A 13579-nucleotide genomic window follows, 5' to 3' on the forward strand; every position below is an offset into this window, starting at 1 on the left:
CTCTCGGGCCCGCTTGCAGTTCTTGCTGCAAGGCGGCCCACTTTTTAACAAGGTGTAGTTGCGATGAAACGTGTAGGTCTGATCGGTTGGCGCGGTATGGTCGGTTCCGTGCTCATGCAGCGGATGCTGGAAGAGCAGGATTTCGATCTTATTGAGCCGGTGTTTTTCACCACTTCGAACGTGGGTGGCCAAGGGCCGTCCGTGGGCAAGGACATTGCCCCGCTCAAGGACGCCTACAACATTGAAGAGCTGAAAACCCTCGACGTGATTCTGACCTGTCAGGGTGGCGACTACACCAGCGAAGTCTTCCCCAAGCTGCGTGAAGCCGGTTGGCAGGGTTACTGGATCGACGCCGCGTCGAGCCTGCGCATGCAGGACGATGCCGTCATCATCCTAGACCCGGTGAACCGCAAGGTCATCGACCAGCAGCTGGACGCGGGCACCAAGAACTATGTCGGCGGCAACTGCACCGTCAGCCTGATGCTGATGGGCCTGGGTGGCCTTTTCGAAGCGGGCCTGGTCGAGTGGATGAGCGCCATGACCTATCAGGCGGCCTCCGGTGCCGGCGCGCAGAACATGCGTGAACTGATCAAGCAGATGGGCGCGACCCACGCGGCTGTGGCCGATCAACTGGCTGACCCGGCCAGCGCGATCCTCGACATCGACCGCCGTGTGGCCGAGGCCATGCGCAGCGAGGCCTACCCGACCGAGAACTTCGGCGTGCCTTTGGCCGGCAGCCTGATCCCCTGGATTGACAAGGAACTGCCGAACGGCCAGAGCCGTGAAGAATGGAAGGCCCAGGCCGAGACCAACAAGATCCTCGGTCGCTTCAAGAGCCCGATCCCGGTGGACGGCATCTGCGTGCGTATCGGCGCGATGCGCTGCCACAGCCAGGCGCTGACCATCAAACTGAACAAAGACGTGCCGATCGCCGATATCGAAGCGTTGATCAGCCAGCACAACCCTTGGGTCAAGCTGGTGCCGAACAACCGCGACATCAGCATGCAGGAGCTGAGCCCGACCAAGGTCACCGGCACCCTGAATGTACCGGTGGGCCGCTTGCGCAAGCTGAACATGGGCACCCAGTACCTGGGCGCGTTCACCGTGGGCGACCAACTGCTGTGGGGCGCGGCCGAACCACTGCGTCGCATGCTGCGGATTCTGCTGGAGCGTTGATCGCGTAAGGCAAGATGAGAAACCCGCGTTCTGGTGACAGGCGCGGGTTTTTTATTGTTCTTTCGGGCGCTATCGCAGGCAAGCCAGCTCCCACATTTGATTGCATTCCAACTGACGAAACTCGGTCGAATGTGGGAGCGGGCTTGCTCGCGAAGAGGCCATCAGCCACACCACAAAAGCTGGGTTAATTGCCTCACCCCCCACCACCCGGTAAAGTGCCGCTCCCCCCGCAATGCCCGAGGCAGCCCCCATGACCCAGACCTTTGATATCGCCGTGATTGGCGCCACCGGCACCGTTGGCGAAACCCTGGTGCAGATCCTAGAAGAACTGGGCTTCCCGGTGGGCACCCTGCACCTGCTGGCGGGCAGTAACTCTGCCGGTGCATCGGTGCCGTTTCGCGGCAAGAACGTGCGGGTGAGGGAGGTCGATGAGTTCGACTTCAGCAAAGTCCAGCTGGCATTCTTTGCGGCGGGGCCGGCGGTGACCTTGAGTTTTGCGCCGCGTGCCACGGCGGTGGGCTGCTCGGTGATCGACTTGTCGGGCGCGCTGTCGGTCGAACAGGCACCGCAGGTGGTGCCGGAAGCCAATGCCCATGTGCTCGACGGCCTGGAAAGACCCTTCCAGCTCGGCAGCCCAAGTCCATCGGCGACCCACCTGGCAGTCGTCCTGGCGCCATTGCGGGGCCTGTTGGATATCCAGCGCGTGAGCGTCACCGCCAACCTGGCAATGTCGTCCCAGGGGCGTGAAGCCGTCAGCGAATTGGCCCGGCAAACCGCCGAGCTGCTGAATATGCGCCCACTGGAACCGAAGGTGTTTGATCGGCAGGTTGCCTTCAACCTACTGGCTCAGGTCGGTACGCCGGACGCCCAAGGTCATACAGCTCTGGAGAAGCGCCTCGTACACGAGCTGCGCGCAGTGCTGGAATTACCTTTGCTAAAGATTTCCGCAACCTGCGTTCAAGCCCCGGTGTTTTTTGGCGATAGCCTGACAGTGTCTCTGCAACTGGGCGCACCGGTCGACCTCGCCGCCGTGAACCGCCTGCTCGACGCAGCGCCGGGAATAGAGCGGGTTGAGGAGGGGGACTACCCAACGGCGGTGGGCGACGCGGTTGGCCAGGACGTGGTCTATGTAGGACGGGTCCGCGCAGGTGTGGATGACCCCGCGGAACTAAATCTGTGGCTGACGTCAGATAACGTACGCAAAGGCGCGGCACTGAACGCCGTACAGCTGGCGCAGTTGTTGATAAAAGGCCTTGCGTAAAAGATACTTGGCGGCAATTTGTAGATTGATTCTAGCCAAGCGCTATGCTTGGCCCCAGGCAGGAAAAGTTGCGCGTCGGTGACCTATCGGCTCGCCATGCCTTATGGCAGCGGTTACCAACCTTCTCGCAGGCCGGGGAGTGTTCAGACAAAGGATGAGGCTATGGTTCAAGTTCGCAAACTGGTGTTAGCAATAGCGGCCGCCTCGGCGCTGTCCTCCGGTATGGCGCAGGCGCTGCAGCTGGGGGAGATGACCCTCAAGTCGAAGTTGAACCAGCCGTTGGCGGTGGAAATCGAATTGCTCGATGTCGGTGGGCTCACCGCCTCCGAGATCACGCCAAGCCTGGCTTCGTCCCAAGCCTTCGTGGATGCCGGCGTTGATCGCCAGGCGTTCCTCGACGACCTGACGTTTACCCCGGTGGTCAATCCCAGCGGCCGCAGCGTGGTGCGTGTGACCTCCAGCAAGCCATTGCCGGATTCCTATGTCCGCTTCCTGTTGCAAGTGCAATGGCCCAATGGCCGTTTGATGCGCGACTACAGTGTATTGCTTGACCCGGCCAAGTTCGACCAGCCGGCACCGACGACCGCCGCGCCTGCGCCGCGATTGGCGGCACCGGCCAGCACCGCGCCGGCCGTGAGCAAGCCGGCACAACACACCACGACATCCCGCGACACGTTGTGGGAAATTGCCGCGAAGAACCGCAATGGCGGTTCGGTACAGCAGACCATGCTGGCAATCCAGGCGCTGAATCCCGACGCATTTATCGACGGCAACATCAACCGTTTGAAAACCGGCCAGGTCCTGCGCCTGCCGGATCCCGTGCAAAGCACCTCGCTGCCACAACCCCAGGCGATCGCCGAAGTCAGCGCGCAGAATGCGGCCTGGCGCCAAGGCCGACGCGCCGCCAACAATCCCGCCGCGGGCAAGCAGCAACTGGACGCCACCAAGCGCACCCAGGCCGGCAATGCGCCAGCGAGCACCGGCGCCAAGGACAACCTGAGCCTGGTTTCCGCTGAGGCGGCCAAGAAAGGCGTCAAAGGCAAGGCGGGCGATAGTGCGGCGTTGAGCGACAAACTGGCGATGACCCAGGAGCAACTGGACACTACCCGTGGCGACAACGAAGAGTTGAAAAGTCGCGCGGCAGACCTGCAAAGCCAGTTGGACAAGCTGCAAAAGCTGATTCAACTGAAAAACGATCAGCTCGCACGTCTGCAGGCCGAAAAGGGCACCCCGGCCGCTCCGGCCACGGCGGCGATGCCCGCGCAGTTGGCAGGTGAGCCGGTGGCCGCTCCGGCAGTGCCCGACGCCGCCACTGCTACCCCCGCACCTGCCGCGCCGGCGCCTGAGCCGGTCAAGGCGGATGCAACGCCGGCCAGCGCCGAAGGCAAGTTCAATGACCTGCTGACCAACCCGGTCGTGCTCGGTGTGATCGGCGGTGCCGCAGGCCTGCTGGTGCTGTTGCTCCTGCTGTTGTGGGTGCGCCACCGCAATGCGCGCCGCGAGGAGGAAAAACACCTGCGCATGGCGCGCGCGCTGGCTGAAGAGCCGGTATTTACCTCGAACATCGACCAGGATCTGCCACCAGACAGCTTCGAAGGCTTGGAAGTGCCGCCGCCGAACGTCAAATTGGCCGCAGCTCCAACTCCAACGCCTACGGTTGAGCCGGCAGTCGCTGTGCCGACTGTCGCCTCGGTGCTGGCGCCGCTGGCGGTTGCCGTGGCTCCGGTGAACGCCAGCGATGCCCTGGCCCAAGCGCAGTCCCTTGTCGACCGTGGTCACCTGAACCAGGCCGCCGATGTGCTGGAGCAGGCGATCAAACAGGAGCCCAAGCGCAGCGACCTGCGTTTGAAGCTGATGGAGGTCTACGGCCTGCAAAACAACAAGGACGGCTTCGTGACCCAGGAGCGTCAACTGGTGGCCAATGGTGAGAACCATGCCCAGGTCGAACAGCTCAAGAGTCGCTTCCCGGCCATGGCCGTGCTGGCGGCGGGTGTCAGTGCTGCGGTGGCCGCGGCTGCCTTGGACGCTCAGTACGTCAAGGATTTGCTGGAAGACAAGCCAGCGCCTGCGGCTACAGAGCCGGAAGCGTTCGGCACCGATTTCGACCTGAGCCTGGACGACCTAGAAGAAGCCTCCCCGGCTGAAGCCAAGGACGATCAGCAGACCTTCGAATCGCTGCTGCAACAGCAGACCGAAGCCAAGGCCGCGCCGGATGCCCTCTCGGACTTCGACCTGGACCTGCAATTGGATGGCCCGGCTTCGGCGCAATCCGATGACGACTTCCTCTCCGGCCTGGAAGAGCAGATGAAGGATGTGCCGGCCGTCGAGCCGCCCACCCTGGCCCCGACGGCGCTGGATGACTTCGACCTGCCGGAAGATTTCGACTTGTCCTTGGCCGATGAGCCGGAAGCGGCGGCCAAGCCTGATGCATTTGCGTCCGAGCTGGACGATGTCAACGCCGAGCTGGACCGTTTGTCCCAGAGCCTGGAGCATCCTTCCATCGAGCCATCCTTCACTGCAGAAGACGCGGCGCAGGGCGACGATGAGCCGGAATTCGACTTCCTCTCCGGTACGGACGAAGTGGCGACCAAGCTCGACCTGGCCCAGGCCTATATCGACATGGGCGATGCGGACGGCGCGCGGGATATCCTCAGCGAAGTGCTGACCGAAGGTGATGAAGCTCAGCGTGGCGAGGCCAAGGAAATGCTCGGCAGGCTGGTCTGACCGTCAATCGTCAAGGCAGCGGCGACCTTCGGGTCGCCGTTTTGCTTTTGTGGGCACTCACACAAATCGGCATAATGGCCGCCTTTGCGCAACTCATCAGGCTCTCAGTTCTTGGCAAATATAGATAACGCGGCCGCCGAAATGGCGGCCGCAGGCTTTTACCGCATCGCCCTGGGCGTGGAATACAAAGGCTCGCGCTATCGCGGCTGGCAGCGTCAGGCGTCCGGCGTGCTGACGGTGCAGGAAACCCTGGAGAACGCACTGTCGAAAGTGGCTGATTCGCCGGTGTCGCTGATGTGCGCCGGGCGTACCGACGCGGGCGTGCACGCCTGTGGCCAGGTGGTGCACTTCGACACTCAGGCTGAACGGTCGATGAAGGCGTGGGTGATGGGCGCTAATATCAACTTGCCCCATGACGTCAGCGTCACTTGGGCCAAGGTCATGCCAGCGCACTTTCACGCGCGCTTCAAGGCCATCGCCCGGCGTTATCGCTACGTGATCTACAACGACCAGATCCGTCCGGCGCACCTTAACGAAGAAATCACCTGGAACCATCGCCCGCTCGACGCCGAGCGCATGGCCGAAGCCGCACAGCATCTGGTCGGCGTGCATGATTTCAGCGCCTTTCGTGCCGGCCAGTGCCAGGCCAAGTCGCCGATCAAGGAAGTCCATCACCTGCGGGTGACCCGTCACGGCAAGATGATCGTGCTGGATATCCGTGCAGGGGCGTTCCTCCACCATATGGTTCGAAACATTGCCGGGGTGCTGATGACCATCGGCACCGGCGAGCGTCCGGTGGAGTGGGCCAAGGAAGTACTGGAGAGCCGCGTCCGTCGTACGGGCGGGGTCACGGCGCATCCGTTTGGCTTGTACCTGGTGGATGTGGAGTACCGTGACGAGTTCGAATTGCCGGAACGTTTCATCGGGCCACACTTCCTCACAGGTTTCAGCGAACTTGGCGGCTGACGCCCGGAAAAGCTTTTGTTACCATCCGGGACTTTCTCGGTCCAATCCCTGGGGTTTCCACGACATGTCAGCCGTTCGCAGCAAGATTTGCGGGATTACCCGCATAGAAGACGCGCTGGCGGCGGTCGAGGCGGGCGCGGATGCTATCGGTTTCGTGTTCTATGCCAAGAGCCCGCGGGCGGTGAGTGTGGTGCAGGCGCGGGCGATCATCGCTGCGTTGCCGCCATTCGTGACCACTGTGGGTTTGTTCGTCAATGCCAGCCGCTGCGAGCTCAACGAAACCCTGGATGCCGTACCGCTGGATATGCTGCAGTTCCACGGCGACGAAACGCCGGACGAATGTGAAAGCTACCAGCGTCCGTACCTCAAGGCGTTGCGTGTCAAGGCGGGGGACGATATCGCTGCGGCGTGTGCGGCCTATGGCAGCGCCCGCGCAATCCTGCTCGACACCTATGTCGAAGGCGTGCCCGGCGGTACCGGCGAAGCGTTCGATTGGTCGCTGATTCCCGAGGGCCTGAGCAAGCCGATCATCCTGGCCGGCGGGCTCAACCCCGGTAATGTCGGGGCGGCGATAGAGCAAGTCCGGCCTTATGCCGTGGATGTCAGCGGCGGCGTGGAGCAGGGCAAGGGCATCAAGGATCACAGCAAGATTCGCGCATTCATGCAGGCCGTGCGCAACAGCAGTGACGGGATGTGACGGCTGGCAGTCTGCCGCCGTCCATAACTACCACTGTGTAAAACAGCCCGGCGCCGCCTGAGGGTGGCCCGGAAACGAAGTGGCAACCCTGCGCTGGCAGGTTGTCTGGAAGGCTGAGGATACAGGCGGGAAAAGGCCGGTCGAACGTCTGACCCCGTCCAGCTTGTGTCATCGCCACATATGAATTTAGCTCAAGGGCATACGCGGGGCTGTGTTCAAGCCACCGGTACTGGAGAAAGAAAGCATGAGCAACTGGTTAGTAGACAAACTGATCCCTTCGATCATGCGTTCCGAGGTGAAAAAAAGCTCGGTTCCTGAAGGTCTGTGGCACAAGTGCCCATCCTGCGACGCGGTGCTGTACCGCCCGGAGCTGGAAAAGACCCTGGACGTTTGCCCCAAGTGCAACCACCACATGCGTATCGGCGCTCGCGCTCGCATCAACATCTTCCTGGATGCCGAAGGTCGTAACGAGCTGGGTGCCGACCTGGAGCCGGTTGACCGTCTCAAGTTCCGCGACAGCAAGAAGTACAAGGACCGTCTGGTCGGCGCGCAGAAGCAGACTGGCGAGAAGGACGCGCTGATTTCCGTCAGCGGTAAGCTGCTGGGCATGCCGGTCGTGGTGTCGGCCTTCGAGTTCTCCTTCATGGGCGGCTCCATGGGTGCCATCGTCGGTGAGCGCTTCGTTCGCGCCGCCAACTACGCCCTGGAGAACCGCTGCCCGATGATCTGCTTCGCCGCCTCCGGTGGTGCGCGCATGCAGGAAGCGTTGATCTCCCTGATGCAAATGGCCAAGACCTCTGCGGTATTGGCGCGTCTGCGCGAAGAAGGCATTCCGTTCATCTCCGTACTCACTGACCCGGTCTACGGCGGCGTTTCCGCCAGCCTGGCGATGCTGGGTGACGTGATTGTCGGCGAGCCAAAGGCATTGATCGGCTTTGCCGGCCCACGTGTGATCGAGCAGACCGTGCGTGAGAAGCTGCCGGAAGGTTTCCAGCGCAGCGAATTCCTGCTGGAGCACGGTGCTATCGACCTGATCATCCCGCGCGGTGAGCTGCGTCCACGCCTGGGTAACCTCCTGGCACAAATGATGGGCCTGCCTACCCCTGTGTACGTCGCGCCTAAAGTTGAACCGATCGTCGTGCCGCCGGTGCCTGCAAACCTATGACCCAGCGTACCCTGGGCGAATGGCTCGCTTACCTTGAGCAGTTGCATCCGTCCGCCATCGACATGGGCCTGGAGCGCTCGCAACAGGTAGCGGCCCGCCTCGGGTTGGGCCGTCCGGCACCGCGTGTGATCACGGTGACCGGTACCAACGGCAAAGGCTCTACCTGTGCCTTTGTCGCGGCGCTACTGCATGCCCAAGGGCTGAAAGTCGGCGTCTACAATTCCCCGCACCTGCTGCGTTACAACGAGCGGGTGCAGCTCAATGGCGTCGAAGCCACGGATGAGCAACTCTGCGAAGCCTTCGCCGCACTCGATGCCGGCCGTGGCGAGATTTCCCTGACTTACTTCGAGATGGGCACCCTGGCGGCGTTCTGGCTGTTCGAGCGTGCGCAACTGGATGTGGTGGTGCTGGAAGTCGGCCTGGGCGGGCGTCTGGACACGGTCAATGTGGTGGATGCCGATCTGGCATTGGTCACCAGCATTGGCGTGGACCATGCCGACTACCTGGGCAATACGCGCGAATCCGTTGCCTATGAAAAAGCCGGGATCTTCCGCCAGGGCAAGCCTGCGCTGTGTGGTGACCTGGATCCGCCGCACACCTTGCTCGACAAGGTGCGCGAGCTGGATTGCCCGTTTTTCCTGCGCGGTCGCGACTTCAATCTCGAGATCGGTGCGCAGCACTGGCAATGGCGTGGGCGCGATGCCCGCGGCCAGGTTGTAGAGCTGTGCGACCTGCCGCTGCTGAATCTGCCGATGGAAAACGCTGCGCTTGCGCTGCAGGCCTATCTGTTGCTGGACCTGCCGTGGAATGCCGAGCAGATTGCCGCCACCTTGTTGTCGACACGTGTGGTCGGGCGATTGGATCGTCGTGAGTTCCAATGGCAAGGCAAGCGCCTGAACCTGTTGCTGGATGTGGGCCATAACCCCCATGCGGCCGAGTACCTGGCGCAACGCCTGTCGCGTACGCCGCCGGTCGGTCGTCGTCTTGCAGTCTTTGGCTTGCTGGCCGATAAGGACCTGGACGGTGTCGTCGCGCCGTTGCTGGGCAGCGTCCAGGCTTGGGCGGTAGCGCCATTGGATACCTCGCGCAGCCGTCCGGCCGCCGAACTGGAAGTGGCCTTGCAGAACCTTGGTGCGCCGGTAGCGTCGTATGCAAGCGTGACCGATGCCCTTGAAGCACAGTGCGCCGTTGCCACCCCCGACGATGAGATTCTGTTGTTCGGGTCATTTTATTGTGTTGCCGAGGCGCTCGAGTGGTTGGCCCGGCGCTCCACGGAGGAAGCTGCACATGGCATTACTGGATAGCGCATACAAGCAGCGAATGGTCGGAGCCCTGGTTCTGGTGGCGTTGGCGGTGATTTTCCTGCCGATGCTGTTTTCTCGCCAGGATGAAGAGCGTCAAGTGGTCGTCGAGGCGCCGGCTGCCCCACAGGCCCCGGCGGTGCCGCAAGTACAGGTTGAGCCGGTGGTGGTGCCTGAGCCCCAGGCCTTGCCGGAAGAAGAGCCGGTGCCGACCGATGCTGAAGTGGCTGCCCAGCAAGCCCCGTCGATGCCGGTTCAGCCGAGCGTACCGGTGGTCAAGCCGGCACCCGCTGCACCGGTTGCTGCCGCCAAGCCCGCTGCGCCCGCACCTGCACCCAAGCCGGTAGCGCCGCAACCTGCCGCGCCGGGCAAGCCGGACGTGGGGCAAAGCCGTATCGATCCGAATGGGTTGCCGATCAGTTGGTCGATCCAGGTGGCCAGCCTGGGTAATCGCGAAGGCGCTGATGCCTTGCAGAAAAAGCTGCGTAGCCAGGGCTATAACGCTTACATCCGTAGCGCTGACGGCAAGAACAGGGTGTTTATCGGTCCGCTGATCGAGCGTGCCGAGGCGGATCGCCTGCGGGACCTGCTGGATCGCCAGCAGAACCTGAAGGGGTTTGTCACCCGCTTCCAGCCTGAGCGCGGCTGATACCGCCAGCCTCTGGTTGGAATGCAGGCCAAGTGTGGGAGCTGGCTTGCCTGCGATGACGGTGGGCCAATCAACAGGGATGTTGAATGTGCCCGCCCCATCGTAGGCGAGCCAGCTCCCACATTTGTTTTGTGGTGGGCTTGAGATCGGATTCGCTCGCCCCAACTGACTGATTTGCAAGGCACTGACAATCACAGCTTACCGACAGCCCGACGCTCTGCTAAAATGCGCCGCCTTATCTGTCCGTAGGCTCAAACGTGCCATTTACCTGGGTTGACTGGGCGATCGTTGCAATCGTCGCCATCTCCGCTTTGATCAGTCTAAGCCGCGGCTTCGTCAAAGAAGCACTGTCGTTGCTGACCTGGATCATCGCAGGAGTCGTAGCCTGGATGTTCGGCGGTTCATTGTCGGTCTACCTGGCCGGATACATCGAGACACCTTCGGCTCGCGTCATCGCGGGCTGCGCCATCATGTTCATCGCCACGCTGCTGGTGGGAGCAATGGTCAATTATCTTATTGGCGAGTTGATACGTGTCACCGGCCTCTCCGGGACCGATCGATTTCTCGGCATGGCCTTCGGCGCCGCGCGTGGCGCGTTGCTGGTGGTCGTGGCGGTCGGGCTGTTGAGCCTGGGGCCGGTACAGCAGGATTCGTGGTGGCAGGAGTCGGTACTCGTGCCAAAATTTCTATTGGTTGCAGATTGGTCCAAGAACCTCATTCTGGGGTGGAGCAGTCAGTGGCTGGCCAGCGGAATCAGCGTACCCGCTGATCTTCCGTTCAAGGAACACCTCTTACCGGCCAAAACGCCTCAGTAAGCTGTGTTCAGTCAAGATTCATTAAGTAGGGGTTGCGTCGCATGTGTGGCATCGTCGGTATCGTCGGTAAGTCGAACGTCAATCAGGCGCTGTATGACGCGCTAACCGTCCTCCAGCACCGCGGCCAGGACGCTGCCGGTATTGTGACCAGCCACGACGGCCGGTTATTCCTGCGCAAGGACAATGGTCTGGTGCGTGACGTGTTCCACCAACGTCACATGCAGCGCCTCGTCGGGCACATGGGCATTGGCCATGTGCGTTACCCGACTGCCGGTAGCTCGACGTCGGCCGAAGCTCAACCGTTTTACGTCAACTCGCCTTACGGCATCACCTTGGCGCACAACGGTAACCTGACCAACGTTGAACAGCTGGCCAAGGAGATTTACGAATCTGACCTGCGCCACGTCAACACCAACTCCGACTCGGAAGTGCTGCTCAACGTGTTCGCCCACGAGCTGGCCCAGCGCGGCAAGCTGCAGCCGACCGAAGAAGATGTGTTCGCCGCCGTCACCGACGTGCATAACCGTTGCGTCGGTGGTTATGCGGTAGTGGCCATGGTCACCGGTTATGGCATCGTCGGCTTCCGTGACCCCCACGGCATTCGTCCGATCGTGTTCGGCCAGCGTCATACCGACGAAGGCGTCGAGTACATGATCGCGTCCGAAAGCGTGTCGCTGGACGTGCTGGGCTTCACGCTGATCCGCGACCTCGCGCCAGGCGAAGCGGTTTACATCACCGAAGACGGAAAGCTGCACACCCGTCAGTGCGCCGTGGCGCCGAAACTCACCCCGTGCATCTTCGAACACGTCTACCTGGCGCGTCCGGATTCGATCATCGACGGTGTTTCGGTGTACAAGGCGCGTCTGCGCATGGGCGAGAAGCTGGCCGAGAAGATCCTGCGCGAGCGTCCTGAACACGACATCGACGTGGTGATCCCGATCCCGGATACCAGCCGCACCGCTGCGCTGGAGTTGGCCAACCACTTGGGCGTCAAGTTCCGCGAAGGCTTCGTGAAGAACCGCTACATCGGCCGTACCTTCATCATGCCGGGCCAGGCTGCGCGTAAGAAGTCGGTGCGCCAGAAGCTCAACGCCATCGAGCTGGAGTTCCGCGGCAAGAACGTGATGCTGGTGGATGACTCCATTGTGCGCGGTACTACCTGCAAGCAGATCATCCAGATGGCCCGCGAAGCCGGTGCTAAAAACGTGTACTTCTGTTCCGCAGCGCCTGCCGTGCGTTACCCGAACGTCTACGGCATCGACATGCCGAGCGCCCATGAACTGATCGCTCACAACCGTTCGACCCAGGACGTGGCCGACCTGATCGGCGCCGATTGGCTGATCTACCAGGACCTGCCGGACCTGATCGAGGCGGTTGGCGGTGGCAAGATCAAGATCGACCAGTTCGACTGCGCCGTGTTCGACGGCAAGTACGTGACCGGTGATGTCGACGAGACCTACCTGAACAAGATCGAGCAGGCGCGCAACGACTCCTCGAAGATCAAGACCCAGGCGGTCAGCGCGATCATCGACTTGTACAACAACTGAGTGACAACCGGCCCTGAGGGGCCGGTTTTGTATCTTAAATAAAGAATTGAGTAAGGAGTCGCAGCATGAGTCAGGAATGGGATGCCGGTCGGTTGGACAGCGACCTCGATGGCGTAGCTTTCGATACCCTGGCTGTGCGCGCTGGCCAGCATCGCACCCCGGAAGGTGAGCACGGTGATCCGATGTTCTTCACCTCCAGCTACGTGTTTCGTACCGCTGCCGACGCCGCTGCGCGCTTTGCTGGCGAAGTGCCGGGCAACGTGTATTCGCGTTATACCAACCCGACTGTGCGCGCGTTTGAAGAGCGTATCGCAGCGCTGGAAGGCGCTGAGCAGGCAGTGGCCACGGCCACCGGCATGGCGGCCATCCTGGCGGTGGTGATGAGCCTGTGCAGTGCCGGCGACCACGTGCTGGTGTCGCGCAGCGTGTTCGGTTCGACCATCAGTCTGTTCGAAAAGTACTTCAAGCGTTTCGGCATCGAAGTGGACTACGTGCCCCTGGCGGACCTGTCTGGCTGGGATGCGGCGATCAAGGCCAACACCAAGTTGCTGTTCGTCGAATCGCCGTCCAACCCATTGGCCGAGCTGGTGGATATCGCCGCATTGTCCGAAGTGGCACATGCCAAGGGCGCCATGCTGGTGGTCGACAACTGCTTCTGCACTCCGGCGCTGCAACAGCCGTTGAAGCTGGGCGCGGACATCGTCGTGCACTCGGCCACCAAGTTCATCGACGGCCAGGGCCGTTGCATGGGCGGCGTGGTTGCGGGGCGCAGCGAGCAGATGAAAGAAGTCGTCGGCTTCCTGCGCACGGCTGGCCCGACCTTGAGCCCGTTCAACGCCTGGATCTTCCTGAAGGGCCTGGAAACCCTCAGCCTGCGGATGAAGGCCCACTGCGCCAACGCTCAGGCCCTGGCCGAGTGGCTGGAGCAGCAGGACGGTATCGAGAAGGTGCATTACGCCGGCCTCAAGAGCCACCCGCAACATGAGTTGGCCCAGCGCCAGCAGCGTGGTTTCGGTGCCGTCGTGAGCTTTGAAGTGAAGGGCGGCAAAGAGGGCGCCTGGCGCTTTATCGATGCGACCCGTCTGATTTCCATCACCGCTAACCTGGGTGATAGCAAGACCACTATTACCCACCCGAGCACCACCTCCCACGGGCGCCTGGCGCCGCAGGAGCGTGAAGCGGCCGGTATCCGTGACAGCCTGATCCGCATTGCAGTGGGCCTGGAAGACGTCGCTGACCTGCAAGCTGACCTGGCTCGTGGGCTGGCGGCCTTGTGAT

The 13579-nt window shown here is 62.0% G+C and carries 11 protein-coding genes; all 11 read left to right on the forward strand.

Annotated features, from left to right (window positions below):
• Positions 1–63: 63 nt before the first annotated feature.
• Positions 64–1176: an aspartate-semialdehyde dehydrogenase gene (gene asd / locus AC4PS7_RS14930; protein WP_021491198.1), complete on the forward strand. Its 1113-nt coding sequence runs from the start codon at positions 64–66 to the stop codon at positions 1174–1176.
• Between the two features lie 250 nt (positions 1177–1426).
• A complete protein-coding gene (locus tag AC4PS7_RS14935) occupies positions 1427–2437 on the forward strand; it encodes an aspartate-semialdehyde dehydrogenase (RefSeq protein ID WP_010209066.1) in 1011 nt (336 codons plus the stop codon).
• A 162-nt stretch (positions 2438–2599) separates the two neighbouring features.
• Positions 2600–5161 (forward strand): FimV/HubP family polar landmark protein, encoded by a 2562-nt coding sequence (locus AC4PS7_RS14940; RefSeq protein WP_492179539.1) that lies wholly within the window; start codon positions 2600–2602, stop codon positions 5159–5161.
• Positions 5162–5302: 141 nt separating this feature from the next.
• Complete coding sequence (gene truA / locus AC4PS7_RS14945; RefSeq protein WP_010209068.1) at positions 5303–6127, forward strand: tRNA pseudouridine(38-40) synthase TruA; 825 nt, start codon at positions 5303–5305, stop codon at positions 6125–6127.
• A 64-nt stretch (positions 6128–6191) separates the two neighbouring features.
• Positions 6192–6824 (forward strand): phosphoribosylanthranilate isomerase, encoded by a 633-nt coding sequence (locus AC4PS7_RS14950; RefSeq protein ID WP_492179540.1) that lies wholly within the window; start codon positions 6192–6194, stop codon positions 6822–6824.
• Between the two features lie 244 nt (positions 6825–7068).
• Positions 7069–7989, forward strand: coding sequence for an acetyl-CoA carboxylase, carboxyltransferase subunit beta (accD, locus tag AC4PS7_RS14955; protein ID WP_010209070.1), 921 nt, complete (start codon positions 7069–7071; stop codon positions 7987–7989).
• On the forward strand, positions 7986–9293 hold the full coding sequence (gene folC / locus AC4PS7_RS14960) for a bifunctional tetrahydrofolate synthase/dihydrofolate synthase (protein WP_492179541.1): 1308 nt from the start codon (positions 7986–7988) through the stop codon (positions 9291–9293). Before accD ends, folC begins: the two co-directional genes overlap by 4 nt.
• A complete protein-coding gene (locus tag AC4PS7_RS14965; RefSeq protein WP_010209072.1) occupies positions 9277–9939 on the forward strand; it encodes an SPOR domain-containing protein in 663 nt (220 codons plus the stop codon). The genes folC and AC4PS7_RS14965 overlap by 17 nt, the downstream gene beginning before the upstream one ends.
• Before the next feature lie 257 nt (positions 9940–10196).
• On the forward strand, positions 10197–10754 hold the full coding sequence (locus AC4PS7_RS14970; RefSeq protein ID WP_003192538.1) for a CvpA family protein: 558 nt from the start codon (positions 10197–10199) through the stop codon (positions 10752–10754).
• 41 nt (positions 10755–10795) lie between these two features.
• Complete coding sequence (gene purF / locus AC4PS7_RS14975; RefSeq protein ID WP_021491193.1) at positions 10796–12301, forward strand: amidophosphoribosyltransferase; 1506 nt, start codon at positions 10796–10798, stop codon at positions 12299–12301.
• A 65-nt stretch (positions 12302–12366) separates the two neighbouring features.
• A complete protein-coding gene (locus AC4PS7_RS14980) occupies positions 12367–13578 on the forward strand; it encodes an O-succinylhomoserine sulfhydrylase (protein ID WP_010566994.1) in 1212 nt (403 codons plus the stop codon).
• Position 13579: the final 1 nt, after the last annotated feature.

The sequence above is a fragment of the Pseudomonas sp. DW-iso3 genome, from assembly GCF_058725305.1.